The 25,405-nt window shown below is 62.8% G+C and carries 35 protein-coding genes; 5 read left to right on the top strand and 30 right to left on the bottom strand.

Annotated features, from left to right (window positions below; genetic code table 11):
• Window positions 1–34: 34 nt before the first annotated feature.
• The 21 genes from PVW49_RS05875 to rpmC form a co-directional block, all read right to left on the bottom strand.
• The gene (locus PVW49_RS05875; RefSeq protein ID WP_048529616.1) at window positions 35–1,051 is read right to left on the bottom strand and encodes a DNA-directed RNA polymerase subunit alpha; all 1,017 of its coding nucleotides are present in this window, start codon (window positions 1,049–1,051) and stop codon (window positions 35–37) included.
• A 111-nt stretch (window positions 1,052–1,162) separates the two neighbouring features.
• Window positions 1,163–1,555 carry a 30S ribosomal protein S11 gene (rpsK, locus tag PVW49_RS05870; protein ID WP_048529615.1) on the bottom strand — a complete coding sequence of 131 codons (393 nt, stop codon included), beginning with the start codon at window positions 1,553–1,555 and terminating at the stop codon, window positions 1,163–1,165.
• 15 nt (window positions 1,556–1,570) lie between these two features.
• Window positions 1,571–1,939, bottom strand: a complete 369-nt coding sequence (gene rpsM, locus PVW49_RS05865; protein ID WP_048529614.1) for a 30S ribosomal protein S13 — start codon at window positions 1,937–1,939, stop codon at window positions 1,571–1,573.
• Between the two features lie 266 nt (window positions 1,940–2,205).
• Window positions 2,206–3,084, bottom strand: coding sequence for a sulfotransferase family 2 domain-containing protein (locus PVW49_RS05860; protein ID WP_048529611.1), 879 nt, complete (start codon window positions 3,082–3,084; stop codon window positions 2,206–2,208).
• Between the two features lie 35 nt (window positions 3,085–3,119).
• On the bottom strand, window positions 3,120–3,842 hold the full coding sequence (locus PVW49_RS05855) for a sulfotransferase family 2 domain-containing protein (RefSeq protein ID WP_274590114.1): 723 nt from the start codon (window positions 3,840–3,842) through the stop codon (window positions 3,120–3,122).
• Between the two features lie 78 nt (window positions 3,843–3,920).
• Entirely contained in the window at window positions 3,921–4,562 is a 642-nt protein-coding gene (locus tag PVW49_RS05850) for an adenylate kinase (RefSeq protein ID WP_074834230.1), read from the bottom strand.
• 6 nt (window positions 4,563–4,568) lie between these two features.
• Entirely contained in the window at window positions 4,569–5,936 is a 1,368-nt protein-coding gene (secY, locus tag PVW49_RS05845) for a preprotein translocase subunit SecY (RefSeq protein WP_074834228.1), read from the bottom strand.
• A 109-nt stretch (window positions 5,937–6,045) separates the two neighbouring features.
• Window positions 6,046–6,516 (bottom strand): 50S ribosomal protein L15, encoded by a 471-nt coding sequence (gene rplO / locus PVW49_RS05840; protein WP_048529603.1) that lies wholly within the window; start codon window positions 6,514–6,516, stop codon window positions 6,046–6,048.
• 517 nt (window positions 6,517–7,033) lie between these two features.
• On the bottom strand, window positions 7,034–7,252 hold the full coding sequence (locus PVW49_RS05835; RefSeq protein ID WP_074834223.1) for a DUF1127 domain-containing protein: 219 nt from the start codon (window positions 7,250–7,252) through the stop codon (window positions 7,034–7,036).
• Window positions 7,253–7,459: 207 nt separating this feature from the next.
• Complete coding sequence (locus tag PVW49_RS05830) at window positions 7,460–7,987, bottom strand: hypothetical protein (RefSeq protein WP_274590113.1); 528 nt, start codon at window positions 7,985–7,987, stop codon at window positions 7,460–7,462.
• A 183-nt stretch (window positions 7,988–8,170) separates the two neighbouring features.
• Entirely contained in the window at window positions 8,171–8,359 is a 189-nt protein-coding gene (gene rpmD / locus PVW49_RS05825; protein WP_048529596.1) for a 50S ribosomal protein L30, read from the bottom strand.
• Between the two features lie 5 nt (window positions 8,360–8,364).
• Complete coding sequence (gene rpsE / locus PVW49_RS05820) at window positions 8,365–8,946, bottom strand: 30S ribosomal protein S5 (RefSeq protein ID WP_048529594.1); 582 nt, start codon at window positions 8,944–8,946, stop codon at window positions 8,365–8,367.
• A 114-nt stretch (window positions 8,947–9,060) separates the two neighbouring features.
• Entirely contained in the window at window positions 9,061–9,420 is a 360-nt protein-coding gene (gene rplR, locus PVW49_RS05815; protein WP_048529592.1) for a 50S ribosomal protein L18, read from the bottom strand.
• A gap of 11 nt (window positions 9,421–9,431) precedes the next feature.
• Complete coding sequence (rplF, locus tag PVW49_RS05810; RefSeq protein ID WP_048529590.1) at window positions 9,432–9,965, bottom strand: 50S ribosomal protein L6; 534 nt, start codon at window positions 9,963–9,965, stop codon at window positions 9,432–9,434.
• Between the two features lie 13 nt (window positions 9,966–9,978).
• Entirely contained in the window at window positions 9,979–10,371 is a 393-nt protein-coding gene (rpsH, locus tag PVW49_RS05805) for a 30S ribosomal protein S8 (RefSeq protein ID WP_048529588.1), read from the bottom strand.
• A 14-nt stretch (window positions 10,372–10,385) separates the two neighbouring features.
• The gene (rpsN, locus tag PVW49_RS05800) at window positions 10,386–10,691 is read right to left on the bottom strand and encodes a 30S ribosomal protein S14 (RefSeq protein ID WP_048529586.1); all 306 of its coding nucleotides are present in this window, start codon (window positions 10,689–10,691) and stop codon (window positions 10,386–10,388) included.
• Between the two features lie 21 nt (window positions 10,692–10,712).
• Window positions 10,713–11,276 carry a 50S ribosomal protein L5 gene (rplE, locus tag PVW49_RS05795; RefSeq protein WP_048529584.1) on the bottom strand — a complete coding sequence of 188 codons (564 nt, stop codon included), beginning with the start codon at window positions 11,274–11,276 and terminating at the stop codon, window positions 10,713–10,715.
• Window positions 11,269–11,580 (bottom strand): 50S ribosomal protein L24, encoded by a 312-nt coding sequence (rplX, locus tag PVW49_RS05790; protein WP_048529582.1) that lies wholly within the window; start codon window positions 11,578–11,580, stop codon window positions 11,269–11,271. The genes rplE and rplX overlap by 8 nt, the downstream gene beginning before the upstream one ends.
• Entirely contained in the window at window positions 11,580–11,948 is a 369-nt protein-coding gene (gene rplN / locus PVW49_RS05785) for a 50S ribosomal protein L14 (RefSeq protein ID WP_007427594.1), read from the bottom strand. Before rplN ends, rplX begins: the two co-directional genes overlap by 1 nt.
• A gap of 77 nt (window positions 11,949–12,025) precedes the next feature.
• Window positions 12,026–12,256 (bottom strand): 30S ribosomal protein S17, encoded by a 231-nt coding sequence (gene rpsQ / locus PVW49_RS05780; RefSeq protein WP_048529579.1) that lies wholly within the window; start codon window positions 12,254–12,256, stop codon window positions 12,026–12,028.
• A 12-nt stretch (window positions 12,257–12,268) separates the two neighbouring features.
• Entirely contained in the window at window positions 12,269–12,469 is a 201-nt protein-coding gene (gene rpmC / locus PVW49_RS05775) for a 50S ribosomal protein L29 (protein WP_048529577.1), read from the bottom strand.
• A 283-nt stretch (window positions 12,470–12,752) separates the two neighbouring features.
• Here rpmC and PVW49_RS05770 point away from each other — a divergent pair, with 283 nt between their 5' ends.
• Window positions 12,753–13,121: a thermonuclease family protein gene (locus PVW49_RS05770; protein ID WP_139211143.1), complete on the top strand. Its 369-nt coding sequence runs from the start codon at window positions 12,753–12,755 to the stop codon at window positions 13,119–13,121.
• A 63-nt stretch (window positions 13,122–13,184) separates the two neighbouring features.
• On the opposite strand, the gene PVW49_RS05765 is transcribed toward PVW49_RS05770, so the two are convergent.
• From PVW49_RS05765 to PVW49_RS05745, 5 genes are all read right to left on the bottom strand, one after another.
• A complete protein-coding gene (locus tag PVW49_RS05765) occupies window positions 13,185–13,733 on the bottom strand; it encodes a biotin transporter BioY (protein WP_048529574.1) in 549 nt (182 codons plus the stop codon).
• Window positions 13,734–13,736: 3 nt separating this feature from the next.
• Complete coding sequence (locus tag PVW49_RS05760) at window positions 13,737–14,348, bottom strand: energy-coupling factor transporter transmembrane component T family protein (RefSeq protein ID WP_274590112.1); 612 nt, start codon at window positions 14,346–14,348, stop codon at window positions 13,737–13,739.
• Window positions 14,323–15,084 (bottom strand): energy-coupling factor ABC transporter ATP-binding protein, encoded by a 762-nt coding sequence (locus PVW49_RS05755; protein WP_371398932.1) that lies wholly within the window; start codon window positions 15,082–15,084, stop codon window positions 14,323–14,325. Before PVW49_RS05755 ends, PVW49_RS05760 begins: the two co-directional genes overlap by 26 nt.
• Before the next feature lie 87 nt (window positions 15,085–15,171).
• Entirely contained in the window at window positions 15,172–16,608 is a 1,437-nt protein-coding gene (gene cls, locus PVW49_RS05750) for a cardiolipin synthase (protein WP_274590110.1), read from the bottom strand.
• A complete protein-coding gene (locus PVW49_RS05745; protein ID WP_274590109.1) occupies window positions 16,605–17,348 on the bottom strand; it encodes an endonuclease/exonuclease/phosphatase family protein in 744 nt (247 codons plus the stop codon). Before PVW49_RS05745 ends, cls begins: the two co-directional genes overlap by 4 nt.
• An 83-nt stretch (window positions 17,349–17,431) precedes the next feature.
• Here PVW49_RS05745 and PVW49_RS05740 point away from each other — a divergent pair, with 83 nt between their 5' ends.
• Window positions 17,432–17,557, top strand: coding sequence for a hypothetical protein (locus tag PVW49_RS05740; RefSeq protein WP_274590108.1), 126 nt, complete (start codon window positions 17,432–17,434; stop codon window positions 17,555–17,557).
• Between the two features lie 115 nt (window positions 17,558–17,672).
• Window positions 17,673–18,578, top strand: a complete 906-nt coding sequence (locus PVW49_RS05735; RefSeq protein ID WP_274590107.1) for a DMT family transporter — start codon at window positions 17,673–17,675, stop codon at window positions 18,576–18,578.
• Between the two features lie 43 nt (window positions 18,579–18,621).
• Here PVW49_RS05735 and PVW49_RS05730 read toward each other — a convergent pair whose 3' ends face one another.
• The 4 genes from PVW49_RS05730 to PVW49_RS05715 all read right to left on the bottom strand — a co-directional run bounded on the left by PVW49_RS05730 (window position 18,622) and on the right by PVW49_RS05715 (window position 23,498).
• Window positions 18,622–20,154 carry a sulfatase family protein gene (locus tag PVW49_RS05730; protein WP_274590106.1) on the bottom strand — a complete coding sequence of 511 codons (1,533 nt, stop codon included), beginning with the start codon at window positions 20,152–20,154 and terminating at the stop codon, window positions 18,622–18,624.
• Window positions 20,155–20,157: 3 nt separating this feature from the next.
• Entirely contained in the window at window positions 20,158–21,006 is an 849-nt protein-coding gene (locus PVW49_RS05725) for a carbohydrate ABC transporter permease (protein ID WP_274590105.1), read from the bottom strand.
• Window positions 21,003–21,923: a carbohydrate ABC transporter permease gene (locus PVW49_RS05720; RefSeq protein ID WP_274590104.1), complete on the bottom strand. Its 921-nt coding sequence runs from the start codon at window positions 21,921–21,923 to the stop codon at window positions 21,003–21,005. Before PVW49_RS05720 ends, PVW49_RS05725 begins: the two co-directional genes overlap by 4 nt.
• Before the next feature lie 75 nt (window positions 21,924–21,998).
• On the bottom strand, window positions 21,999–23,498 hold the full coding sequence (locus PVW49_RS05715) for an ABC transporter substrate-binding protein (RefSeq protein ID WP_274566205.1): 1,500 nt from the start codon (window positions 23,496–23,498) through the stop codon (window positions 21,999–22,001).
• 122 nt (window positions 23,499–23,620) lie between these two features.
• Between PVW49_RS05715 and PVW49_RS05710 the strand changes: the two genes are divergently transcribed.
• Both PVW49_RS05710 and PVW49_RS05705 read left to right on the top strand, forming a co-directional pair.
• Complete coding sequence (locus PVW49_RS05710) at window positions 23,621–24,589, top strand: LysR family transcriptional regulator (RefSeq protein WP_274566206.1); 969 nt, start codon at window positions 23,621–23,623, stop codon at window positions 24,587–24,589.
• Between the two features lie 660 nt (window positions 24,590–25,249).
• A complete protein-coding gene (locus PVW49_RS05705) occupies window positions 25,250–25,402 on the top strand; it encodes a hypothetical protein (RefSeq protein WP_158499003.1) in 153 nt (50 codons plus the stop codon).
• The last annotated feature ends 3 nt before the right edge of the window (window positions 25,403–25,405 follow it).

Raw genomic sequence — 25,405 nt, 5'->3', positions numbered from 1 at the left:
GCCCTGCCCTCGTTCGATCTCTGGTTCGGAAGCCTCAGAAGGCGTCTTCGAACTTTTTCGCCAGATCCTCGATGTTGTCCGGCGGCCAGTCCTCGACATCCATGCCAAGGTGCAGGCCCATGCCCGACAGCACTTCCTTGATCTCGTTCAGCGACTTGCGGCCAAAGTTCGGCGTGCGCAGCATCTCGGCTTCGGTCTTCTGGATGAGATCGCCAATATACACGATATTGTCGTTCTTCAGGCAGTTGGCCGAGCGCACCGAAAGCTCGAGCTCGTCGACCTTCTTGAGCAGCAGCGGGTTGAACTCGAGACCGTCGTCGTCGTCCTGACGGGTCGCCGATTCCGGCTCGTCGAAGTTGACGAAGATCGACAGCTGGTCTTGCAGGATGCGAGCGGCATAGGCCACGGCATCCTCGGGGGTGACCGAGCCGTCGGTGTCGATTTTCAGCGTCAGCTTGTCATAATCGAGAACCTGGCCCTCACGGGTCGGTTGCACGTCATAGGACACCCGCTTGACCGGCGAATAGATCGCATCGATCGGGATCAGGCCGATGGGCGCATCCTCGGGCTTGTTCTTGTCAGCCGAGACATAGCCCTTGCCGGTGTTGACGGTCAGTTCCATGTAGACATCCGCGCCCTCGTCGAGGTGGCAGATCACGTGGTCCTTGTTCAGCACCTCGATGCCGGCACTGTCCGAGATGTCGCCGGCGGTGACGACGCCCGGGCCCTTGGCATTGATCGAGAGGCGCTTGGGCCCTTCGACTTCCATGCGCAGCGCGACGCCCTTGAGGTTCAGAACGATATCTGTCACGTCTTCACGCACACCGGCCACCGACGAGAATTCGTGCAGCACGTTGTCGATCTGGACGGAGGTGATGGCGGCGCCTTGCAGCGACGACATCAGCACGCGGCGCAGCGCGTTGCCGAGGGTGAGACCGAAGCCGCGTTCCAGAGGCTCGGCCACGGCGGTGGCCTGACGCGCCGGATCGTTGCCGGGGCGGACCTCCAGCTGTGTCGGCTTGATCAGCTCGGCCCAATTCTTGTGGATCATGCGTCCCTCCATTCCTGCTCTTGCCCCATGTCCGAAAGGCAAAAGCGCCCGAGGTTAAAATGACGGAATGGGGCCGTGCGGATGCCCGGCCCCAAACTGGATTGTTGTAGATCAGACGCGGCGGCGCTTCGGCGGGCGGCAGCCGTTGTGTGCGATCGGGGTCACATCACGGATCGAGGTGATGTTGAAGCCGATGGCGGCCAGCGCGCGGAGCGCCGATTCACGGCCCGAACCGGGGCCCTGAACTTCGACTTCCAGCGTCTTCATGCCGTGGTCCTGTGCCTTCTTGCCTGCGTCTTCCGCAGCCATCTGGGCGGCATAGGGGGTCGATTTCCGCGAGCCCTTGAAGCCCATGGTGCCGGCCGACGACCATGCGATCGCATTGCCCTGCACGTCCGAGATCAGGATCTTGGTGTTGTTGAACGACGAGTTCACATGCGCCACGCCGGTGGCGATGTTCTTGGAGACCTTCTTCTTGCCTCCGCGACGGGTATCACGTGCCATGTTTCCAGACCTCCCTTACTTCTTCTTGCCAGCGATTGCTTTCGCCGGGCCCTTGCGCGTGCGCGCATTGGTGTGGGTCCGCTGACCGCGGACGGGGAGGTTGCGGCGGTGACGCAGGCCACGGTAGCAGCCCAGATCCATCAGACGCTTGATGTTCATCTGCACTTCACGGCGCAGGTCGCCTTCGACAGTGAAGTTGGCGTCGATGTGCTCGCGCACGGCCAGGACTTCCGCGTCGGACAGCTCGTTCACACGACGCGAGGGGTCGATGTTCACGGCTTCGCAGATTTGCTTGGCCGAGGTGTGGCCAATTCCGGTGATGTAAGTCAGGGCGATCGGGACCCGTTTGTGGGTCGGGATGTTAACGCCGGCGATACGTGCCAAGTGTCACTTTCCTTTTGTTGCGGTTCCGTAGTGCCAGAACCTTTTTTCACAACGTAAGCCCGAGGCATGGAGCACCCGGGCCGCAGCTGATTTCGAGGTGGTGGATTCCCTCGCGGGAATCGCTCGCGTGACGCGAGATAGGGCTAACTATGAGCCTGAGAGGGCATCGTCAAGCCCTCATGTCAAGAGATATCTTGCACGGCGGATTTCGGCCCCTCCCCTGCACGATCACTGCAGAGTACAACGCGGTGATTGGCCCGTTTCGTTCAAGCTTTGGCGACATCCTCTGGGTCATAACCGAAGAGCTCATAATCGCGGGCGTAGATATCGCGGACCAACCGCCTACAAGTTTCGTCAGCCAAAAATGCACTGCTGTCTCCGCTCGGCTGGCGGTTGCGAATGTCGGCCACGAGTTCTTTAGGGAGCGGCCTGTTCAACGCCTCACAGAGATCCCGGTAGAAGGCCGGCATGTCTTCCAGACGGCCGATGAGATCAGGCTTCAGCAGATCGACCTGGACATTCCGCCATTGCGGCCGCCAGTGATTGTTGACCGGAACGAGCTTCTCTTGCCGGCTCTCGACCAGAATGAATTCGAGGAACCTCTGGAAGCCGTCAACCGTGCCAGGGTGCCGGTCCCAGTCAAATCCGGTTACTGCGGACAGGCGGATACGATCGCGCAACAGCTTTTCGCTCTGCTTTTCGTTGGACTGGCAGATGTAGCGAAAGGACGACAGAACCCGCCGGGCCGGCTCCCGCACAACAGTGAAGGAAAAGGTGTTTGCCAGGAAATCGGGAAAATTCTCGATCCCGGGGAGGTTCAGCACTGGTTCGAATACATGCGCGGCGCGCATTTGGTGCAAAGCGGTATCAGGATTGTGGTCGGCCGTCGTCAGCAGCTTTACTGAAAACGGGACTCCGAATTCCAACGCGAACAGGAACGACAGCACCGAAGACGAGCCGGCCTTGGCGTTGGTCTTGTAGACCCAACTGCGGTCCCACGGCACGTAGGTAGCCATAAGGAAATTTTGTAGCTCGGCCACTGTATGGAATTGCTTCTTGTATGACGCAAAAACCGTCTGTGCCGCGGTCAGACGATCGCGGGCATTGCGCGGCATCTCGTAAAAAACCCTGCCATGTCCCGCCAAATCGCGACCTCCTGAAATCTGTGCGCGTCGATCAGCTATTGCCGCGGCCGCGTGTCCGGTGTGTCCGGATAGTTGAAACGCTCGAACACCCAAGCCATGCGGCGTCTCACCTCCTCGATCGTGTCCTGGTCAAAATAGTCCGCGACAGCCTGACCGCGCCGAGCTGCTCCGGTATCTTTGGTGTGTGGCAGATGCATGTAACGTGTGTCTAGGTTCAGTATGTCCGACAGGCTGCCCAAATCATCCCGCAAATGCTCGAACCGGACCACGTGGTCGATAATAAATTCACCATCTAGAAAAACGATCTCTCGGTCATCCGGCCAGTTCCGATTCAGGATCAGGTCGCGGAAATAGGCCTTCAACTCGTCGAAGTTCGAGTATGACCCTCGGCCCTGGTGCATCTGCCAGTGGCATCGGGACACCAGTTGATCGAAAGGATTGCGCACTGTGGTAATCCGTGGATAGGCGAAGAACGTTTCTCGACCTACCTTTTCCGCCACTTCAGAAGCACTCATGTGATTGAACCACTCGGCATTAAGGCCGGTCAGTTTCTTTCGCGGAATCTTCCGGGTTCCAATGATACCTTGCTCGCTTACCGTGGCCGAGACGGCCTCTTCCACCGCCCCTTCGAGCTCCGGAGCGCAATATGGCTGAAGCGCCATTTCCACGGAGGTCCCAGCGGTTTTGCGGGTCTTCAAGAATATGAATCGATTACGATGAGATAGGAGCAAATCAACCCTCGTCCTTGGGCCTCGCACACCGGCTATCGCAGGCTAGGCCCATTGTCATCGGGCGCCGGGGCGAAAGGCCGGGCGTCGGCCCGGCCGCCTAGCCTTCTAACCGAGCTGAATTTCCAGTTCGTGGCGGACCTCGTCGGGTGTGCCCATGCCATCGATCGGGCGCAGCTTGCCCTTGGCGTAGTAATAGCCGATCAGCGGCGAGGTCTGCTTGTAATACCCCATCAGCCGGGTGCGCAGGCTGTCCTCGTTGTCATCGGCGCGCCGCTTCTGATCGGTCGAGCCGCAGTTGGCGCATTTGCCGCCTTCGGGCCAGGGCTTGGTCTGGTCGTTGTAGACCTCGCCACAGACGCCACAGGTCGAACGTGCGGTGATCCGCGCCACCAGCGCATCGTCATTCACCCGCATCTCGATCACCGCATGCAGCGATTTGCCGTGTTTGGCCAGCAGCGCATCCAGTGCGTCGGCTTGCGCCAAAGTCCGGGGGAAGCCATCGAAGATGAACCCGCAATTGGCATCCTTCTCCAGCTTTTCCTCGATCAGCCCGATCACGATCTCGTCGGTGACCAGCTCGCCGCGCGCCATCACCTCGGCCACGCGGTTGCCCATCTCGGTGCCGCTGTCCTTGGCCTCGCGCAGCATGTCGCCGGTCGACAGTTGGATCATCCGGCGCTCGTCTACCAACTTGCGTGCCTGCGTGCCTTTTCCTGCCCCCGGGGGCCCAAGAAGAATGATGTTCATGCGGGATTATCTCCGAACGGGGCTGCGTTTCTTGCGGGCCTTGCCCTTACCGCGCAGTTGCGATTTCTGGATCAGGCCTTCGTACTGATGGGCCAGAAGATGGCTCTGGGCCTGCTGGATGGTGTCCATGGTCACCGACACGACAATCAGAACCGAGGTGCCGCCGAAATAGAACGGAATGGCCAGCTGGCCGCGCAGGATTTCCGGCAGCAGCATCACCGCCACAAGATAGGCCGAGCCGAGAACCAACACCCGGTTCACCACGTATTCGAGGTATTCCGCCGTTTTCTTGCCGGGCCGGATGCCGGGCACAAAACCGTTCTGGTTTTTCAGGTTGTCGGCCACGTCATCGGGTTTGAACGAGACGTTGAAGGTGTAGAAATACGCGAAGAACACGATCATCAGCGTAAAGAACAGCAGGTAGAGCGGCTGTCCGGGGCCGAAATAGGCCAGGATCGTCGACATCAGCGGGCTGGTCTGGTTGCCGCTGAAGGTAGCGATCGTGGTCGGCAGCAGCAGCAGCGAGGAGGCAAAGATCGCCGGGATCACGCCGGCCGGGTTGACCTTGACCGGCAGATGGCTTTGCTGCGCCTCCGAGATCTTCATGCCCTGCTGGCGGCGGGGATACTGAATGGTGATCTTGCGCAGCGAGCGTTCCATGAAGACCACGAACATGATCACCGCGACCACCATGACCATCACGCCGACGATCACCGCCGGGCTGATCGCGCCGGAGCGGCCCGAGGCAAAGAACTGAGCCAGGGCGGCCGGAACCTCGGCAATGATGCCGACAAAGATGATCAGCGAGATACCGTTGCCGATGCCGCGCGCAGTGATCTGTTCGCCCAGCCACATCAGGAACATCGTGCCGCCAACCAGCGTGATGACGCAGGAGGCGATAAAGAAGCTCTGGTCGATGTCAGCCGAAACAAAATCGTTGGCATATAGCCCGACCGAGAGGCCATACGCCTGGAAGGTGGCGAGCACCACTGTGCCGTAGCGGGTCCACTGGTTGATCTTCTTGCGGCCCTGCTCGCCCTCTTTCTTGAGCTGTTCGAGCGCCGGAACCATCGAAGACAGCAGCTGCACGATGATCGAGGCCGAGATATAGGGCATGATACCAAGGGCAAAGATGCCCATCCGCCCCAGCGCGCCACCAGTGAACATCGAGACCATGCCGCCGATGCCCTGCCCGGCCTGCTCCATGAAATCACGCAGCGCGGCGCCGTCGATCCCGGGAACCGGAATGAAAGTGCCCAGACGGTAGACGATCAGAAGACCGAGGGTGAAGAGGATGCGGTTGCGCAGGTCGGTGGCCTTGCCGAGCGCTGCCCAGCTGGTGTTGGCCGCCATCTGCTCTACTGCTGATACCATGGCTCGTTAATCTCGCTCTATGAAAACGCCGCCCAGAGCCGTTTTCCGGCGGGCGGCGTTTGGAAAACTGTAAGCTATGTAAGCGGCGAGAGCACCGCTCACAACCCGCTTATTCGGAAGCTTGCGCACCCGTGACCGTAAGAGAGCCGCCGGCCTTTTCCACCGCATCCACGGCCGCCTTGGAGGCGCCGGTCACGGTGATGGTGGCTTTCGAGGTCAATTCGCCCTTGGCCAGCACGCGGATACCGTCGAGTTTGCGGCGGACGACGCCCGAGGCGATCAGGGTCTCTTCGTCGATCTTGCCAGCGTCGAGCTTGCCGGCTTCGATGAATTTTTGGATCAGGCCAAGGTTGACGACAGCGAATGCCTTGCGGTTCGGCTTGTTGAAGCCACGCTTGGGCAGACGTTGATAGAGCGGCATCTGGCCGCCTTCGTAGCCTTTGATGGCCACACCCGAACGGGATTTCTGACCCTTGATACCGCGGCCTGCGGTTTTGCCCATGCCCGAACCCGGGCCACGGCCAACGCGTTTCTTGCGTTTGTTTGCGCCTTCGTTGTCGCGCAGCTCATTGAGTTTCATGTCGCTTCTCCTTGCCGGATGCTGCCCCGAAGCGAGTTGGCAGACCACGGCGTTTCTTGATTGATGTGAGTCGCGGCCCGAGAGGCCACCGGGGGCGTATACCGATGGTCGCGCCCCGGCGCAAGGGCCGGGCGCGATCGCAGGTCATCGGCAGACGCCGGAAGCCTCAGGAATTGGGCCGGGTGTTGCGCAGGTATTCGGTCCAGCAGGGCACGGGCTCCTGCCGGATGGCGGTTGCGATGCGTTTCGCGAGAGTGGTGAGAAAGGTCATATCGGTGCTCCAGAAAGCGGTAGAGTGTTCGCGCTTGGCATAAACCCGCCCGCGCGCGACCGCTAACGCCAATTCGGAATGCCCGCGTTGCACAAAATGCATGCAGTTTGAAATGTCCGCGGCGCAAGGCTGGCGACGGGTCACTTCCTTCGGGCATAACGGCCGTCGCAAAATAAAACGCGGGCCAATTCATTGGCCCGCGTGATGCGGCTGCGCCCTTGGCGCGCCAGCGGAATTCCGTGGGGGTCAGCGAACCTGCGCTGCCTCTTGCAGGGCGATGTCGCGGATCTGCGAGCGCGCGATGCCGATATCGTTCAGGTCACGGTCCGAGAGCACCGAAAGCTCATCGTAGGTCCGGTTGTAAACGGCGCGGCGAGCGCGGGCGGTCTTGAACGCCTCGGCAGCAGTGTGCACCAGGGCAGAGAAGCTGAAGCCGGAGACGGTATTGGACGAAGCATAAGCCATTTTCATAGTCCTTTCGTGGGTGGGGACGTTCCCCAGAAGATGCTGTTTCATTTCCTCCGTGGGCTTTAATTAGGCTTCTGCGGTGGCGCTAACAATCGACAGTTTGGTCGACCGGATATGCATTTTCTGCAATGCAGCATCGGTTGAAACTGTCCGGGCATGCCACAGACAGCCCGCGCCGGAGGGCATAGACCGGAGCGGGCGGGCTCAGTCGCCGAGCCCCCCTGCCCCGTTGCTGTCGCGCCCCAGGGCACGGTTGGCGGCGCGCCGGCAGTCGGGGCAGATCACATAGGTGACAAAGGTCGCCTGCGGCGGCGTCGCGATCATCAGATCACGCCAGCCGTCCGGGCCTTCCCAGCGCAGACATTGCGAACATTGCTGCCCCGGCGCGTCGGTCCCGGAGAGCTTCTGCCCCGCGACAGGGGTTTCGGCCAGCAGATGGTGGCGCACCTCGAGACCGCCTTCGGAATCCGGGGCGATGTCCATCCGGCACTCGCGCCTCAGGTTGGGCGCGTCGCAGCGATACGGCAAGGACAGCCCGCGCCCGGACTGCCGACACCAGAAGAACACCGCATTGAGATACGACCGGGTTTCGGCGCCATTGACGAAATCCCACAGCGAGCGGCCGACGATTCCCCTCCGCGCCACCAGAGCCCCGCCGAGCGTGCCTGCCTGGCTGTCCCAATCGGGCGAGACATCGATAATCTTGTTCGACGGATCGAGGAAAAACCACATGTTCGGATCCGAGCCGCAGTTTCTTGTCATTGTCCGGGCGACAGGCCGGCGGGAGCGCCAATTTTAGCAACCGCAGTCAAATTTCTCCACGTCGAATACCGGTCAGTAGGTGGCGGCCTGCAAACGGAAACGCCGCCGCCCTTTCGGGGCGACGGCGCGCGTGTCCAGTCGTGGGAGGCGGGCTTAGCCGCGCTCTTCGACGATTTCCACCAGATGCGAGATCTTGTTGATCATGCCGCGGACGGAAGGGGTGTCTTCCAGCTCGCGGGTCTTGTGCATCTTGTTGAGGCCGAGACCGATCAGCGTCTTGCGCTGAACTTCCGGGCGGCGGATCGGCGAGCCGATCTGCTTGACGACGATGGTTTTTGCCATGGGTCTCAGGCCTCCTCGGCGACTTGGGTCGATTCCGCCGGCGCGTCTTCACGCTTGGGCAGGATGTCGGCCACTTTCTTGCCGCGACGCTGAGCCACCATGCGGGGGCTGGCCTCGAGGGTCAGCGCGTTCAGCGTTGCGCGGATCATGTTGTAGGGGTTCTGCGAACCGGTCGACTTGGCAACCACGTCCTGCACGCCCAGCATCTCGAAGACGGCCCGCATCGGACCACCGGCGATGATACCAGTACCCTGCGGTGCGGTGCGCATGACGACCTTGCCGGCGCCGTGACGGCCTTCGATGTCGTGGTGCAGCGTGCGGCCTTCGCGCAGCGGCACGCGGATCATCTGGCGCTTGGCCTGTTCGGTGGCCTTGCGGATGGCCTCGGGGACCTCTTTCGCCTTGCCCTTGCCAAAGCCGACACGACCTTTCTGGTCACCGACGACGACAAGCGCGGCAAAGCCGAAGCGCTTACCACCCTTCACGGTCTTGGAGACCCGGTTGATCGCGACCAGACGGTCGGCGAATTCCGGTGCTTCGTCGCGGTCACGACGGCCGCCCCGGCCTCTGTTTTCACGTTCTGCCATGTGGCATTTCCTTTGTTTCTGGCGCGATTGCGCCGGGTCTTGCACGATCGAAGTGGCCCCGGTGCTGCCCGGGGCCCCCGATCATCGAGGGGCGCGTGCGCCGCGCCCCTGCACTTAGAACTTCAGGCCACCTTCGCGGGCGGCATCGGCCAGAGCCTTGATGCCACCGTGGAAGAGGAAACCACCGCGATCGAAGTAACATTCCTCGACACCGGCCGCCTTGGCGCGTTCTGCGATTGCAGCGCCCACCTTGGTTGCGGCTTCCACGTTGTTCTTGCCAACGATGCCCAGATCCTTTTCGAGCGAGGACGCCGCGGCCAGGGTACGGCCCTGCACGTCGTCGATCAGCTGGACCGAGATGTTCTTGTTCGAACGATGCACCGAAAGGCGCACGCGCCCGCGGTTCATCTTGCGAAGTTTGTTCCGGACGCGCAGACGGCGCTTGAGGAACAGTTGTCTTTTGCTGTTTGCCATTGTCCGCGTCCTTACTTCTTCTTGCCTTCCTTCTGGAAGATATACTCACCCTTGTAGCGGATGCCTTTGCCCTTGTAGGGCTCGGGCTTGCGCCAGTCACGGATGTTCGCCGCCACTTGGCCGACCTGCTGGATGTCATTGCCTTCGACAATGATCTCGGTCGGTTTCGGGACGGTGATCGTGATACCTTCCGGAACTTCGAAATCCACGTCGTGCGACAGGCCGAGGTTCAGTTTCAGGACCTTGCCCTGAAGCTGCGCCCGGTAACCGACGCCCTGGATTTCAAGCTCTTTCTTGAAGCTGCCGCTGACGCCGGTGACCATGTTGGCCACCACAGTGCGGCTCATGCCCCACTGCTGACGCGCCCGCTTGGACTTGCCGCGCGGCGCGACGGAGACGGCGCCGTCTTCGACGGTCAGCGTCACATCGTCGGTCGCGGTGAAGCTCTGAGCGCCTTTCGGGCCTTTGACTTCGATGGTCTGGCCGGAAATCGTCGCAGAGACGCCATCGGGCAGAGCGACAGGCTGTTTGCCGATACGAGACATTACACAGCCCTCCTTAGAATACGGTGCAAAGCACTTCGCCGCCAACGTTGGCAGAGCGAGCGTTTGCATCCGACATGACGCCTTTCGAGGTGGACACGATGGAAACGCCAAGGCCCTGACGGACCGTGGGAATCTCGTCCACACCCAGATACACGCGACGGCCCGGAGTCGACACCCGCTTGAGTTCGCGGATGACGGAGGTGCCGTCGTAGTATTTCAGGCTGATTTCGAGAGCGGGGTGGCCGCGCTCGTCGGTGGTTTTCTCGTAGCCGCGGATATAGCCTTCGTCCGCGAGAACATCGAGCACCCAGGCCCGCAGCTTCGAGGCCGGGGTCGACACGGTCGACTTGCCACGCAGCGATGCGTTGCGGATACGGGTGAGCATATCGCCGATAGGATCGTTCATCTATATACCCTCCCTTACCAGCTCGACTTGACCATGCCGGGAAGCAGGCCCTTGGAGCCCAGATCCCGCAGCGCGATACGGCTGATTTTCAGCTTGCGGTAGTACGCATGGGGACGACCGGTCAGCTGGCAGCGGTTGTGCAGACGGGTGGGCGAGCTGTTGCGCGGCAGTTTTGCCAGCTTCAGGCGCGCCTTGAAGCGCTCTTCCATCGGCTTCGACTCGTCGGTTGCGATTTCCTTGAGTTCGGCGCGCTTGGCGGCGTATTTCGCCACCAGCTTCTCGCGCTTCTTCTCGCGTTCGATCATTGCTTTTTTAGCCATGTCTTAATCCTCTTCCCGCGATTACGAGTTGAAGGGCATGTTGAATGCTTTCAACAGCGCCTTGGCTTCGTCGTCGTTTGTCGCGGTGGTGGCGATCACGATGTCCAGGCCCCAGGGCTCGTCCACCTTGTCGAAGTCGATCTCGGGGAACACGATGTGCTCCTTGATGCCCAGGGCATAGTTGCCACGGCCATCGAACGACTTGCCCGAAATGCCGCGGAAGTCGCGGATACGGGGCATTGCCACGTTGATCAGACGATCGAGGAAATCGTACATGCGGGCGCCGCGCAGGGTGACTTTCGCCCCCATCGGCATGCCTTCACGGACGCGGAAACCCGCGATCGAGTTCTTGGCGGTGGTGATGACCGCGTGTTGACCGGCAATCGCCGTCAGATCGGCCTGGGCCGACTTGGCTTTCTTGCTGTCTTTCACGGCGGCACGGCCACAGCCGATGTTCAGAACGATCTTGTCCACACGCGGGATCTGCATCTCGTTCTTGTAGCCGAATTCTTCTTTCAGAGCGCCACGGATGGTGTCCTGATAAAGCGTGCGCAGGCGCGGGGTATAGGTTGCAGCATCAAGCATCGATCACGTCCCCCGTGGTCTTGGCAAAACGGACCTTCTTGTCACCTTCCATGCGGAAGCCGACGCGGGTGGCCTTGCCGTTGGCATCAAGCAGCGCCAGGTTCGACAGCTGGATCGGCATCGCTTTCGGGATGCGGCCACCTTGGCTGGACTGGGTCTGACGGGTGGCGCGGATCGAGATGTTGACACCGTCCACGATGGCCTTGCCGGACTTGGGGTCAACCGAGGAGATGGTGCCCTCTTTGCCCTTGTCCTTGCCGGCAAGCACGACGACCTTGTCGCCTTTGCGGAGTTTGGCAGCCATTACAGCACCTCCGGAGCGAGCGAGATGATTTTCATGAAGTTCTTGGCACGCAGCTCACGCACAACCGGCCCGAAGATACGGGTGCCGACGGGCTCGCCGGCGTTGTTGAGGATCACGGCTGCGTTGCGATCGAAGCGGATCGCGGTGCCGTCTTCACGGCGAACTTCCTTGGCGGTGCGCACGACGACGGCCTTGCGGACGTCACCTTTCTTCACGCGACCGCGCGGGATGGCTTCCTTCACCGAGACGACAATGATGTCGCCGACGGAGGCGTATTTACGCTTGGAACCACCCAGAACCTTGATGCACTGCACCCGGCGCGCGCCGGAGTTGTCAGCGACATCCAGATTGGTCTGCATCTGGATCATGGGGTTTCTCCTGACCTTTGGGGGGCTATGCTGGCCTGTTCCCCAGGGTTTCGATCAAACCAAAAGGTTCGAGAGGCTTACGCCTCCAGAACCTCCCAGCGTTTCGTCTTCGATTTCGGCGCGCATTCGATGATGCGGACAGTGTCACCGACCTTGAAGGCGTTCTTTTCATCGTGAGCCCGATACTTCTTGGACTTACGGATGGTTTTCTTGAGAACCGGGTGCTTGAAGCGGCGTTCAACCGACACGGTTACAGTCTGTTCGTTGGCGTCGCTGGTCACGGTGCCGGAAAGGATACGTTTGGGCATGTCTCAGGCTCCTTATTCAGCGGCCGCAGCGGCTTTTTCGTTCAGCACGGTTTTCACACGCGCCACGTCACGCTTCACAGCGCGCATGCGGGCGGTGTTTTCCATCGAGCCGGTGGCCTGCTGGAAGCGCAGGTTGAACGATTCTTTTTTCAGGTTGGCCAGATCTTCGCGAAGCTGATCCGGCGTCTTGTCACGCAGTTCCTTGGCGTTCATCGCCTTTTTCCTTTCTCAACATCAACGGAGGGCCCCCAAGAAGGGTCACCCTAGGTCCGCTGGAGTGCATGGATGAGCGCGCCGTATAGGTCAGCTTCGCCGGGTTGGCAACCCTTTTCGGCCCATGCCGGCAAGGCCGCGGCGGGATGCGGCACATGCTGGGCCCGGCTTTTGCCAAACGTTCGGGGCAAGGCGGCGGAAACGCGGCATTATTCGAAAAATCGCATTCGGTCTAGTCTGGGTGGCGCCGCTGTGATTCGGCCCAAGACCAAGGAGTACGAAGTTGAACGCAAGAAAGACGATCCTGATGACCGCCCTGACGCTCTGCGCCGGGCTTCCTGTTGCCGCCGCCGAGACGCTGCGCGGCGAGATCTGGGCCTATGTCCATCCCGATGACGGCTATGCCGAGGCGCTCGACAGCGTGCGGGTGGCGGATCAGCGGGTGCGGCTGGCCAATATCGACAACGTCCAGATGTCGGACCGCGACGCCAGGCGTGCCCTGCGGGCCATCGACAACAGCATCGGCGGCAAGCCGGCGGTGTGCCGGATCACCCATATCGACGGCAAGGGTCGGCTTAACGGCACGTGCAAGATCGGTCAGTGGGATGTCGGCGACATTCTGGTCAAGGCCGGCTACGCCTTTCACAGATAGCCCGTGCGGACATGCGAAACGCCCGGACCGGCCGGGCGCTTCGTGGTTTGGAGCGTCGGGGTCTCAGACCGCGCGCGACAGCACGCTGGCCGGCCGCGCCTTGGCCAGCGCTGCGGTCAGCATGCCCGCAATCGCCGCTTTCAGCATGTCGCCGGGAATGAAGGCCGTGACCAGTGCGGTAGCTTCCAGCAGGGACTTTTCCAGCATGATCGACATGCCGACGATGCCGAAGCCATAAAGCGCCACGATGCCGCCGATCACCGAGGCCACGCCGGCGACCAGCGTCAGCGGCGCGCCGCGCCAGTGCTCGACGATCCAGCCGGTCACGTAGGCCGCCACCGGCCAGCCGATCAGGAAGCCCACCGAAGGCGAGGCAAAGACGCCAAGCCCGCCACGGCCGCCCGACAGGAGCGGCAGGCCGATTGCCACCAGCAGCAGGAAAAGTAGCACTGACAGCGCGCCGCGCCGCGCGCCCAGCACGGTTCCGGCCAGCATCACGCCCAGGGTCTGCGCGGTGATCGGCACGCCGAAGCCCAGCTGAATCTTGGGGATCAGCCCCAGCACCGCGATCAGCGCCGCAAAGAGCGCAATCATGACGACGTTTCGTTCCATTTCTCAGTCCTCCTTGGAAACAAGCCCCCCGCGCGCCCTGAGCGCGTCGGAGATGTGATCGGCGTCGTCCAGCGCCAGAAGCGTGAACGGCAGAATGATTCGCCAGTTGGCGCGGCGGGGCGAGCGCGCACGCCAGGCGTCGGACAGCGCGCGGCCCTTGGTCAGCAGCACCGGCGTCATGCGAATGACAAGCGCGATGGCGATCTCGAGCGGCCGCGTGCTGAGGCCCAGCGCCCGGAGCGGTGTGCAGAGCCAGTGCACCACGGCGATCATGTCGGACAGCCGGGTGGTCATCGTCACCAGATTGGCCAGCGCCACCGCCGAAACCAGCCGCAGAAGGATCACCGCCCCCTGCCCCGTGCTGCCGTCGATCAGGTGATAGAGCGCCACCACCAGCACGAAGGGCCAGAGCATCCAGAGTTGGCGCAGCCCGTTGCGCAGGAACACCCGCCCCGGTGCCGCATAAAACGCCAGCACCCCGGCCAGGATCACCAGATGCGCCGTCAGGTTTTCGATGAAGAACAGCCCCAGCGTCGCGCCGCAAAGCGCGGCCAGCTTGGCCCCGGCGGGCCAGTCGTGGGCGCGGGTTCTAACCGGCGAGGTCAGCGATATCATCGGCCTCTCCCAGTTCGTTCATCCGCGCCACATACTCCGCGATCACCCTGTCGCGCGCGCCCAGCGCCGCGACCTGCCCGCGCTCCAGCCAGAGCGCCTGGTCATATCCCGCCAGGTCGGCCGGATCGTGGCTGATATGGATCAGGTTGCCGGTGTAATGGCTCAGATACCGCGAGAGCTGGGCCCGGGTGGGAATGTCGAGCCCGGCAAAGGGCTCGTCGAGGATCAGCAACCGGGGCGCCATCGCGGTGACCGCCATCAGACAGACAAGATGTTTCTGCCCGTGACTCAGCGTGTTGATATAAGCCGCTTCCCAGTGGCTCTTGCCAAAGCGCGCCAGCACCGCGCGCGCCGCCGCCTCGGCGGCGGCTTTCTTGCGTCCTTGCTGGGCCAGTCCGAAGGCCAGTTCCTCGAGCACGGTGGGAAAGATGATCTGGTGGTCGGGGTTCTGAAACAGGATGCCGACCTCGCCCAGCGCCGCCTTGCGGTCGCGCGCCACATCGGTGCCGTTGATCCGCACCCGGCCCTCCTGCGGCGCGACCAGCCCGGCCAGAAGCCGCGCCAGCGTCGACTTGCCGGAGCCGTTGCGGCCGACCACAGCCAGCCGGGTGACGGCGAGATCGAGCGTCAGGGCGTCGAGCACAACTTTTTCGCCATGGGCAAAGCGCGCGGCCTCGAGGTGCAGCCGGCTTGCCTGCCGGACCGGGGCCGCCGGTGTCCGGCCGATCTGTGTCATGTCCTGGGCGATCACTCTGCGATCCCGGCTGATAACGCGTTGCGTGTGCATTTCAGATGCGACGGCGTTTTGCAACCGCGACGGTGGTCAGAGGATCGGCCCGATGGTGGCGGCCATATTGTTCCAGATCCGCCGCAAGTACGGCCATTGCAGCACCTCGTCGAGCGTCACCGGCCGCGAACGGGGCAGATAGCTCTGCTGGCGGGCATAGATTTGACGGGTGATCGCGCGGTCCTGCAACAGGATGTTGTTTTCATAATTCAGGTCGAAGCTGCGCAGGTCGAGGTTGGACGAGCCGATCAGGCTGACGCAGCCGTCGATCGTCAGGGTCTTGGCGTGCAACAGACCGTCGCAATACTCGAAGATCTCGCAGCCGGCATCGAGCAGCCGGTGGTAGTAGCTGCGGCTGGCAGCGGCGACAAACCAGCTGTCGTTGCGGCGCGGAAAGATCAGCACCACCCGCACCCCGCGCAGCGCGGCAGCCAACAGCGCCTCAAGCACTGTGGTGTCGGGCACGAAATAGGGTGTCGTCAGCACGATCTGTTCGCGGGCACAGCCGAGCAGACCGGAAAACAGCTGCGGCGTGGCACCGTGGCGCTCGGTCGGGCCGTCGCCGATCACCTGCGCGGCAAAGCCGTCGTCGTGACGCTCAGCCACCAGTTGCAGCTCGTCCAGCACCTCGCCGGTGGCCTGCATCCAGTCCGAGGCAAAAAGCAGCTGGTTCTGATCGACCACCGGCCCGGTCAGCCGCAGCATGATGTCGACCCAGGGCGCAAAACGCGCCTTGATGCGAAATTCGGGGTCGGCGGTGTTCTGGCTGCCGCAATAGGTGATGCGCCCGTCGATCACCGAGATCTTGCGGTGATTGCGCAGGTCGATGCGGCTGGTGGCCAGGGTGCGCAGCACGTTGCTGAAGGGAAAGGCGATGGCCAGCTCGACGCCGGCTTCCTTCATCTCCTGCCAGAGCGGCCCCTTGATCATCAGCCGCGCGCCCAGCCCGTCGGCAATCGCCCGGCAGGTCACCCCGCGCCGCGCCGCCCGCATCAGCGCCCGGCCGATGGCGCGGCCGGTGTAATCCTCGAGCCAGATGTAGGACATCACATGCACGGTGTCGGTAGCGGCATCGATATCGGCGATCAACCGGTCGAGATAATCGCTGCTGTCGGCCATGAGCGCGGCGCGGTTGCCCGGCACCGGGTAAAATCCGTTGATGCTGGCGGCATAGGCAAAGGCTGGCTGATAGTCGCGTTCGATCAACTGCGCCACGCCGTCCGGCATGCCCATGAAGCGGGCGGCACGGGTGCGGATCAGGGCAAAGATTTCGCGGTGGCGCTTGCGCGCGCGGTGCCCGAGATCGACCTCGCCAAAGAGAAAATAGGCCGCCGAGCCGGCCAGCGGCAGCAGGATCAGCGCGATGAACCAGGCCAGCCGCGCCGGCGGCGTCAGGTCGTCGCGCACCAGGATGCGGATGGTAAAGGACAGGACGATCAGCCCGTGCAGGACCAGCAGAGTGTTCAGGATCATTCCGGCTTCTCCGGCGCAACGTCGATCACCACCGGCAAGTGGTCCGAGGCGCGGGCCGCCAGATCCGAGCGATGCACGAACGACCCCTCATGGCGCAGCGCACCGCTGAGGATGAACCGGTCGAGATGCGCCACCGGCACCCGGCTGTGAAAGCTGGGACCGGGTTCGATCACGGTGCCCAGGTTCTCGACATGGTCGCTGCCGCGGCGCCATTCGTTGAAATCGCCGCCGATGACAACCGGATGATCGGCCTGCGCCAGATAGGCCTGCAACACCGCGAGTTGCCGGCGCCGCATCGCCGCGTTGAGCCCGAGGTGCACGCCGATCACCTCGATCCGCGGATCGGCCAGCGTGACCGAGACTGCGCCCCGCGGTTCGGCCGAGGGCAGATCGATGCGCCGGGTTTCGGCAATCGGAAAGCTCCGGCGCACCAGGATCACGTTGCCGTGCCAGCCGTGGCTGTGCGGCCGGATCGCCACTTCGGCCAGCGCATAGCCCATCTCGCAGCAGAGAATGTCGCGCGGCAGCACGCCCTCGCGCCGGCGCACCCGCTTGTCGGCCTCCTGCAAGAGGATCACATCGGCATCGATCTCGGCCAGCACCGCCACGATCCGTTCGGGATCGCGGCGCCAGTCAAGGCCCACGGCCTTGCGAATGTTGTAGCTGACGATGCGCACCTGTCCCGGCCCCGTTTCGCTGCGATTTGCCTGTGCATAACGCACCCGGTCAAGCCGCGCCACCACTTGGGAAATCTCCCCCTTGCCCCGCGTCTGCGCCTTGGTACTAATGCCTGCGAGACGGGACCAACGCGAAAGGCGCAGGCATGGCATATCTCGGCTTCGATCTCGGAATTTCCGGGGTGCGCGACGGTCTCGAGGCGCGGCAACAGACCGGGGCGCAGATCGACCGGCTGATCGCCGTCGGCGGCGGCAGCCGGTCGGTGCAATAACCCCGTCCCGGACCCGATCCGGGACCTCTCCCTCCGCCGCAGGAGGCCCCGGATCGGGCCCGGGGCGCGGGCATGCGGCGGCGGGCAACTTCCCGACAAACACAGGATACCGGTCATGGACATTCGCGCGATCTTGATGGGGCTGGCCTTTGCCGCCATGTGGTCTTCGGCCTTCACCTCGGCGCGGATCATCGTCGAATATGCCCCGCCGATGGGCTCGCTGGCGCTGCGCTTCCTGCTGTCGGGCATGATCGGCATCGCCCTCGCGCTGGCCATGGGTCAGAGCTTTCGCCTGACCCGGGCGCAATGGCGCGCCACGCTGGTCTTTGGCGTCTGCCAGAACGCCATCTACCTCGGGCTGAATTTCATCGCCATGCAGACCATCGAAGCCTCGCTGGCCTCGATCATCGCCTCGACCATGCCGCTGATGGTGGCGCTGGCCGGCTGGCTGGTGTTCCGCGAGCGGCTGCCACGGCTGGCGGTGGCCGGGCTGGTGGCGGGCTTTGGCGGGGTGACGCTGATCATGGGCGCGCGGCTGGGCGCCGGCGTCGATCTCTACGGTCTCTCGCTCTGCATCATCGCCGCCGTGGCGCTGACCGTGGCGACGCTCTCGGTGCGCGGCGCCTCGTCCGGCGGCAATGTGATGATGATCGTTGGCTTGCAGATGCTTGTGGGTGCGGCGCTTCTGGCGGTGGCCTCGGCGGCGCTGGAATGGCCGTTCGAGGTGCAGATGACCCGGCCGCTGGTGCTGGCCTTTCTCTATACCACGCTGGTGCCCGGCCTGGCCGCCACCTTTGTGTGGTTCACGCTGGTCAACCGGATCGGCGCTGTCAAGGCCTCGACCTTCCACTTCCTCAACCCGTTCTTTGGCGTCGCCGTCGCGGCGCTGCTGCTGGGCGAAAAGCTTGGGCCGCTCGACATGATCGGCGTGGCCATTGTCGGCGGCGGCATCCTCGCGGTGCAACTGGCCCGTCAGGGCGGGCCGAAGCCGGTCCCCAAGACCCCGCGCAGCGTGGTCTGAGGCCCCTTCCGCCCAGGCGGGGCCGGATCACCCGGCGCCTGTCTCAGGCCTGAGCCACGCGGGGGGATTTCAGCGGTTCGGCCGCCTGGATCGCCTGTACCATCTTCTGCAACAGCGTGGCGCGCAGACGGGTGCTGCCGGGATCGGTCCAGAGGTTGTTGACCTCGCCGGGATCGGTTTCGAGATCGAAGATCTCGCCGTGTTCTTCGGTGCGATAGACCGAGATCTTGAACCGCGCGCCGATGTAGCTGGTGACATGCGGCGCCAGCGGATTGTGCCGGTTCTCGCAGAGCGCGTGATCGCGCGGCGGCGGCGCCTTGCCCTGCCAGTGTTCCAGCTGCGACAGACCCTGCATCGGCGGGGCCGCAACGCCGGCCGCGTCGAGCATCGTCGGCGCCAGGTCGAGCAGCGTCTGGATCGAACTGTTCACGGCGCCGGCCCGCACCTTTCCGGGCCAACGCACCGCGAAGGGAATGCGCAGCATGTCCTCGTAGTGGAACGGCCCCTTGGCCACCAGACCGTGCTGGCCGAGGAAATGGCCGTGGTCGGTGGTAAAGACGATCAGCGTATTCTCTGTCAGCCCCAGCGCGTCCAGCCGGTCGAGGATCTTGCCGATCTCGCGGTCCATGAAGCTCATCATGCCGTAATAGACCGCCATGTCCTTCTTCAGCGCGGCGCGCGAATAGAGATGGCTGGCGCAGCCATGCGCCTCATGCGGCCGGTGCCAGTCGGCGAAATCGGGCGCGGCCTGCTGGGTCTTGGCGAAATGCGGCGCGTTCAGATCATGTTCGCCGGGGGTGACGGCGCCGGGCTCCATCTCTTCGGGGTCGTACATCGAGGCCCAGGGCTCGGGCACGGCGTAAGGCGGATGCGGATCGGGGAAGCTGGCCCAGAGGAAAAACGGGTCGCCCGTCTCTGCCGCCCGGTCGATGAAGGCCCGCGACCGCTCGCTGATCCAGGGGGTGTAATGCTTGTCCTCGGGCAGCGCCCAGCTTCGGGTTTCGCGTGCCCAATAGGGCGCGCCCTCGGCCATCTTCGGGGCAAGCGGCGCCTCTTCGCCCGGCAGCGGCTGAAAATAGTCGCGCCAATTGGCGAGGCCCTGGTCCTCCATCCAGGCGGCGTAATGCTGGCCGACATGCGCCTCGTCGGCGTGGTTGCGCACCAGCTCGATATGGTCGAAGCCGTAATATGGCCCGTTGAAGCCGCGCCAGAACTCCAGATCGCGCAGGATCGGCTGTTTCTCCAGGCTGTCGCCGGCCAGCGGCTGGAAATGCGCCTTGCCGATCAGCCCGGTTGCGTAGCCCGCGCGGCTCAGCAGACCCGGCAGGGTCGGCGTCGCTTCGTCGAGCTTGCAGCCAATGGTCCAGGCGCCGTGCTGCGAGGGGTAGAGCCCGGTCAGGATAGAGGCGCGCGAGGGGGTGCAGGTCGGCGCCGGGCAATAGGCCCGGTCGAACCGCGTGCCCCCGGCGCAGAGCCGGTCGATATTGGGTGTCTTCAGCCCCGGCGTGACACAGCCCAGGGCGCTGTAATGCTGCTGGTCGGTGGTGATCAGAAGGATATTGGGGCGCTCGGTCATGGGTCAGCCTTTTACCGCGCCTGCCAGGCCATTGATGAAATAGCGCTGCAACAGGATGAACAGGAGAACAACGGGAATGATGGAAATCGTCGCCGCCGCCGCCATGCCGGTCCAGTCGATGGTCTGTTCGCCCTTGAAGGCATAGATGCCGACCGAGAGCGTGCGGATGGCGGGGTTGGCCAGGGTGATGACCAGCGGCAGCAGAAAGTCGTTCCAGGCGTTGAGCACCTGCATGATCACCACGGTCACCACCATCGGTTTGGCCAGCGGCAGCATCACATACCAGAAGATCTGCCACTGGCTGACGCCTTCGACCCGGGCGGCCTCTTCCAGCTCTTTCGGCAGCTGGCTGAAATAGCCGGCAAAGAGCACCACGAAGATCACGATGGCATTGCCCGAGGTTGCCAGCGTCAGCCCGAGCAGGCTGGTCGAAAGGCCCATGGCCGAGAGCAGCTCGAACACGGGGATGATGGTGAAACCCTGCGGCACGAAGACGGTCGAGACGGTGGCGACGAACAACAGGGTGCGGCCGGGAAACTCGAACCGGCCGAGAATATAGCCCATCAGCGAGGTGGCGAAGGTCACCAGCACCACCGAACCCACGGTGACAAACAGGGTGTTGAAGAAATACCGCCCCATGTTGGCCTCGGTCCAGGCGCGGGCATAGTTCTCCCAGGCCCAGCTTTCGGGGATCAGCCCGGGATTGCCGAAGATCTCGGTGTTGGATTTCAGCGAGGTCGCCAGCATCCAGACAAAGGGATAGATCCAGATCAGGCAGAGCGCGGTCATCGCCAGCGAGATCACCGCGATGCGGCTTGTGGGCTGGTGGTCACCAAAGATCAGACGTTTCATGCCACGCCCTCCGCCCGGCGCCGCGCCATCCGGGTGGCCAGCGATTGCAAGATGGTCAGCCCGAGGATCATCAGGCCAAAGAGCACCCCGGCGGCAGCGGCATAGCCCAGCCGCGGAATGGTGCCGTCGTCGCTGGCAAAGGCGGTGCGGTAGATGAAGATCTCCATCACCTCCGAGCCGAAGAACGGCCCGCCATTGGTCATCGACATGATCAACGGAAAGACATTGAGCGCCGAGACCATGGTGATCAGGGTGATCGCCACCGCAAAGGGCATGATGATCGGCAGCACCACCAGCACCACCAGCCGCAGCCCCTTGCAATTGTCGAGCCGCGCGGCGTCATAGACATCCTCGGGCACGGTCTGGAGCGCGGCCAGCCAATAGATCAGCGTGATGCCCAGCCATTTCCAGACATAGACCCCGATCACCGAGGGCATGACGGTATCCGACGAGCCGAGGAAATCGATCGGCCGCGCGATCAGCCCGATGTCGAGCAGCAGCCCGTTGATCGGCCCGTTGAAGGGCGAGAGCAGAAAGGTCCAGACAATGCCGATCACCGCCACCGGCGTGACTACCGGCAGGAACACCATGGTGCGGAACAGGTTCGACAGCTTGAGCAGCTGGTTGTTGAGCACCATCGCCAGCATCAGCGAGAGCACCAGCTGCGCCGGCACGGTGCCAGCCAGGAAGTAGATCGACCGGCCGAAGGCATTCCAGAAGATCGGATCGCGAAACAGATCGACGAAATTCTGAAAGCCGACGAATTTGATATCGGCGTTGAACCCCGACCAATCCTGCATCGCATAAAAGACGGCGGCGAAGATCGGGTAAAAGACGAACATCCCCGACAGGATCATCCCGGGCAGGAGCATCAGATAGGCGAACCGGTGTCGGTGAAGGGTGTGAAGCAGGCGCATGTCAGGGCTGGGTCCAGGCATAAAGGAGGGGGCCGCCAGATCGGCAGCGGCCCCCGGGGAGAGAACGGAAAGGTCTCAGTAATCGGCGGCGGCGAAATCGACGTCCGGATCCCAGTTCGGGAACACCAGATCGGCGCGGTCGACCTGCGCGCCCTCGGTACGGGCCTTGTCGAAGGCGGCATCGAGCGCGGCGTTGTAGCGATCCTTCAGCGCTTTCATCTCCTTGGCGACACCGGTCATCTCGCCTGAGACCAGCCCCTGTACGGTGCGGGCAAAGCCGATGTCGGGGGCGGTGAAAGAGCTGATGACCTTGGCCAGATCGGCATTGCGCACGATCGGATTGGGGCCGACGCGGATCGCCTCGTTGAAGTGGTTGAGGATGAAACGCGACCGGGGCGAGAACTCGGCCCGTTCGATCGCTTCGGGCATGATCGGCGGATCGCCGGCCCCCACGACGGTGCCCCACGCCACCTGCCCTTCAAGTGTGCCAAGGTAGTGGAAGATCTCGCCGGCAATGGCGCCGTTGTCGGACCCGGCCCAGAGGCTGATGGTATTGGGCACCGCGCCGGCCTGGCTGATCGTCAGCTTGCCGGTAGGGCCCTGGTCGGGCACCGGGCCGGAGGCGACACCGAAATCGAACTCCGGGTGCCCGGCCTCCCATCCGGGGATGTTCCACGGGCCTTGCAGGATCATGCCGGCCGCGCCCTGCGGCACATAGGCCCGCGCCTGCGGCGCGTTGAGATTCATCAGGCCGGGAAAGAAGCTGCCATCGTCGTTCATCGCGATCAGCAGCTCGACGGCGGCGATATATTCATCGCTGTCAAACACATAGTCGCCGGTGCGCAGATCGATATCGGCGTCGAGCGGGCTGTCGCCGCCGGCGCTGGCGCCAGCCATCCGGCCCATGTTGCGCACCGCGTCCTGCCACCGGTTGAGCTGCGAGCCGCCGAGGATGAAGCCGAAGTAGCGGCCCTTGCCGGCCTCGGTGATCTTGCGCGCCGCCTCGCGGAATTCGCTCTGGGTCAGCGGCGTTTCGGCCGGGTCAAAGCCCGCGGCCTCCATGTAGCCCTTGTTGTAGAGCAGATGGGTCGAATAGCGCTTGTTCGAGGTGAAGGGAAGGCCATAGGTCTTGCCGTCAAAGACGTTGATGCCGGGCAGGAAGGCACCTGTGGGGAAGCTGGCCTTCCAGGTTTCGATGTCGGGAATGAAATCGTCGTAGGGCTGCAACCAGCCCTGCGCCACCGCATCGGCAAGCGAGGTGTTGCGGGGCAGAACAAAGACATCCGGCGCTGTCTCGTTGCGCACGCCCAGCGGGATCACCCGGGCGATCTCGTTCCAGGGCAGCGGGTCATAGACGATATTCACGTCGCGGGCGGCGGCATACTCGGCGAACAGCTTCTTGAAGAACACCGCCTTCTGGTCGCCGCTGTCGATCCAGCGAAATGTGGCGCCGCTCGTGACGTCATTGATCGGGGCGGGCACGGTCTGGGCGCCCGCGCCACTGGCCAGAAGCGCGGCACCGGCGGTTGATCCGAGAATGAAGTTGCGGCGGCTCAGCCCCTGCGAAATGGTCATGATAGGTCTCCTCCCTGTCACGGGGGCCCCGTGGCGGGCCCGTCAGTGCAGCGAGCCTAGCTTGACAGCAAACTGTAAAAAAGCTGATATCTTTTTAACCTCGATCAGATTTTGTTATCAATGTGCTCAGCAACACCCACCTTCTGCAACGGTTCCTTGGCGTGGTCGATTGCGGCACCCTGCATGCCGCGGCCGAAGCCATCGGCGTCACCCAGCCGGCCCTGACCCGCAGCCTAAAGCTGCTCGAAGAGAGTGTCGGCGAGGCGCTGTTCGAACGGCGCGGACGCGGGCTCACCCTGACGCCCTTGGGGGTGCTGCTTGCCGAACAGGCCCGCCACCTGCTACGCGAACAGCAATTGGCCGAAGCCGAGCTGCTGGCCTTTCGCAAGGGGGAGCATGGCAACCTTCGGGTTGGCGCCGCCTCGATCTGGATGATGGAGCTCTTGCCCAAGGTCATCGCCCGGATGCACGAAAGCTATCCCCTGCTCCAGGTCACGCTGTCCTCGATGAACTATGCCGAAGGCGCCGCCGGGTTGCAGGATGGCACGCTGGATGCCTTTTTCGGCGGTTTCCAGATCATGGAGCCCCTGCCCTCCTACCTGATACGCCGGCCGCTCTTTGTCGCCCGTCTGGTGGTGATCGCCCGGGCCGGCCATCCGATCTTTGACCTACCCACCGCCGACGCGGCGGCGCTGGCGCGCTATCGCTGGCTGTCGTTTCAGAGCGACGTCGCCTATCTCGACAACATCCGAGAGGTGGTGCGCGAGGCCTGCGGCCAGCCGCTGCATGTGACCGCGCAATGCGATTCCATGTCGACCACGCTCGAGCTGTTGCGGCAGGGCGATTACCTGGCCTTCCTGCCCAGCAGCTTTCTGACCCGGGCGGGCGGCAAGGGCCTCGACGTCGTCACCACCGAGTTGCCGGACGTGCAATTCAACTCCGGCCCGATCTTCCGCCGCTTTTTGCAACAGAACGCCGCCTTCACCCTGCTGCTCGACACCGCCGTGCGAGAGGTCGCCGAGGCGCGGCTGCCGGTACCCGGGAGCTTGCCGTCAAAAGGCGGCGGCAGGGCAGGACAGAAAATGGATTGATGCGCCATAAATCTGAAAGAGCGAAATTTGATCAACTCGGATACTAAAAAATCTTCCCCACACAAAACGAAATACCACTCAAACCCTTAAAATAATTAAGTTACCCTTCTCCAATTTCGTCTCGCTTTGAGAACTGAAACGTCACGCATTTCTCGAAACATCGAAAAATACTCGTCGCGCCCGCCTCACCTGAAGGTTTCTTCCAGCATCACCGCGCCACGACCCAGGACAGAACTCAAAGATCCGCAAAAAGCCGAAAAATTCGGCACGAAACCCGCAGGAAAACGCGAAAAGCCCATCTCATATTGGATGTGACGCACGTCACGCTGCGTCACCCGTAACGGTTGACGGATGTGAAGAATCGCAGCAAGGTTGTGAAGTAGATAGGTGCATTCAACCCTTAAGTGCATACGGCAGAGAGTGGTTTCTTTCTGCTGGAGGTTTCACCTTCGGCTTCGCCGGGTGGGTTTCATTGCTGCCAACCTGGCGGCATGGAGTGCTCCGATCCTGAAACAAGTTTTCCGTCGGGCCAAATAAAACGGCCCGACGGTCTGAATTAACGCGCGCCCTCCGGTGCGTGTCCGAGTGTACTGTTGATAAGTTCCCCGGGGGATTCCCTTGGGCGTTTTCAGGAAATCACATTAGCAAAGAGGACCCATCATGGCGAAACGCGATGTAACGGTGGAGCCGGGTGACCCGCTCCGTATCACAAATTCCGACAGGGATTTCGGCACGGTGACGATCAAATCGGGCGGCCAGGTGTTCGTCGAGACTTCAGCCCAGGTCACCATCGACAAACTGGTCAAGGAATAACGC

It is taken from the genome of Marinovum sp. PR37, assembly GCF_028807375.1.
GTDB classification, from domain to species: domain Bacteria; phylum Pseudomonadota; class Alphaproteobacteria; order Rhodobacterales; family Rhodobacteraceae; genus Marinovum; species Marinovum algicola.
This window is presented reverse-complemented; position numbering and strand designations above follow the sequence as displayed.

Coding starts and splice junctions, on each gene's coding strand:
- PVW49_RS05875 (WP_048529616.1), bottom strand. CDS start 1,051: ATGATCCACAAGAATTGGGCCGAGCTGATCAAGCCGACACAGCTGGAG.
- rpsK (WP_048529615.1), bottom strand. CDS start 1,555: ATGGCACGTGATACCCGTCGCGGAGGCAAGAAGAAGGTCTCCAAGAAC.
- PVW49_RS05850 (WP_074834230.1), bottom strand. CDS start 4,562: ATGAACATCATTCTTCTTGGGCCCCCGGGGGCAGGAAAAGGCACGCAG.
- secY (WP_074834228.1), bottom strand. CDS start 5,936: ATGGTATCAGCAGTAGAGCAGATGGCGGCCAACACCAGCTGGGCAGCG.
- rplO (WP_048529603.1), bottom strand. CDS start 6,516: ATGAAACTCAATGAGCTGCGCGACAACGAAGGCGCAAACAAACGCAAG.
- PVW49_RS05835 (WP_074834223.1), bottom strand. CDS start 7,252: ATGGCTTATGCTTCGTCCAATACCGTCTCCGGCTTCAGCTTCTCTGCC.
- PVW49_RS05830 (WP_274590113.1), bottom strand. CDS start 7,987: ATGTGGTTTTTCCTCGATCCGTCGAACAAGATTATCGATGTCTCGCCC.
- rpmD (WP_048529596.1), bottom strand. CDS start 8,359: ATGGCAAAAACCATCGTCGTCAAGCAGATCGGCTCGCCGATCCGCCGC.
- rpsE (WP_048529594.1), bottom strand. CDS start 8,946: ATGGCAGAACGTGAAAACAGAGGCCGGGGCGGCCGTCGTGACCGCGAC.
- rplR (WP_048529592.1), bottom strand. CDS start 9,420: ATGGCAAACAGCAAAAGACAACTGTTCCTCAAGCGCCGTCTGCGCGTC.
- rplF (WP_048529590.1), bottom strand. CDS start 9,965: ATGTCTCGTATCGGCAAACAGCCTGTCGCTCTGCCCGATGGCGTCTCT.
- rpsH (WP_048529588.1), bottom strand. CDS start 10,371: ATGAACGATCCTATCGGCGATATGCTCACCCGTATCCGCAACGCATCG.
- rpsN (WP_048529586.1), bottom strand. CDS start 10,691: ATGGCTAAAAAAGCAATGATCGAACGCGAGAAGAAGCGCGAGAAGCTG.
- rplE (WP_048529584.1), bottom strand. CDS start 11,276: ATGCTTGATGCTGCAACCTATACCCCGCGCCTGCGCACGCTTTATCAG.
- rplX (WP_048529582.1), bottom strand. CDS start 11,580: ATGGCTGCCAAACTCCGCAAAGGCGACAAGGTCGTCGTGCTTGCCGGC.
- rplN (WP_007427594.1), bottom strand. CDS start 11,948: ATGATCCAGATGCAGACCAATCTGGATGTCGCTGACAACTCCGGCGCG.
- rpsQ (WP_048529579.1), bottom strand. CDS start 12,256: ATGCCCAAACGTATCCTTTCCGGCACCGTGACCAGCGACGCCAACGAA.
- rpmC (WP_048529577.1), bottom strand. CDS start 12,469: ATGAACGCCAAGGAACTGCGTGACAAGACGCCGGATCAGCTTCGCGAA.
- PVW49_RS05765 (WP_048529574.1), bottom strand. CDS start 13,733: ATGGAACGAAACGTCGTCATGATTGCGCTCTTTGCGGCGCTGATCGCG.
- PVW49_RS05760 (WP_274590112.1), bottom strand. CDS start 14,348: ATGATATCGCTGACCTCGCCGGTTAGAACCCGCGCCCACGACTGGCCC.
- PVW49_RS05755 (WP_371398932.1), bottom strand. CDS start 15,084: ATGACACAGATCGGCCGGACACCGGCGGCCCCGGTCCGGCAGGCAAGC.
- cls (WP_274590110.1), bottom strand. CDS start 16,608: ATGATCCTGAACACTCTGCTGGTCCTGCACGGGCTGATCGTCCTGTCC.
- PVW49_RS05740 (WP_274590108.1), top strand. CDS start 17,432: ATGGCATATCTCGGCTTCGATCTCGGAATTTCCGGGGTGCGCGACGGT.
- PVW49_RS05735 (WP_274590107.1), top strand. CDS start 17,673: ATGGACATTCGCGCGATCTTGATGGGGCTGGCCTTTGCCGCCATGTGG.
- PVW49_RS05730 (WP_274590106.1), bottom strand. CDS start 20,154: ATGACCGAGCGCCCCAATATCCTTCTGATCACCACCGACCAGCAGCAT.
- PVW49_RS05725 (WP_274590105.1), bottom strand. CDS start 21,006: ATGAAACGTCTGATCTTTGGTGACCACCAGCCCACAAGCCGCATCGCG.
- PVW49_RS05720 (WP_274590104.1), bottom strand. CDS start 21,923: ATGCGCCTGCTTCACACCCTTCACCGACACCGGTTCGCCTATCTGATG.
- PVW49_RS05715 (WP_274566205.1), bottom strand. CDS start 23,498: ATGACCATTTCGCAGGGGCTGAGCCGCCGCAACTTCATTCTCGGATCA.
- PVW49_RS05705 (WP_158499003.1), top strand. CDS start 25,250: ATGGCGAAACGCGATGTAACGGTGGAGCCGGGTGACCCGCTCCGTATC.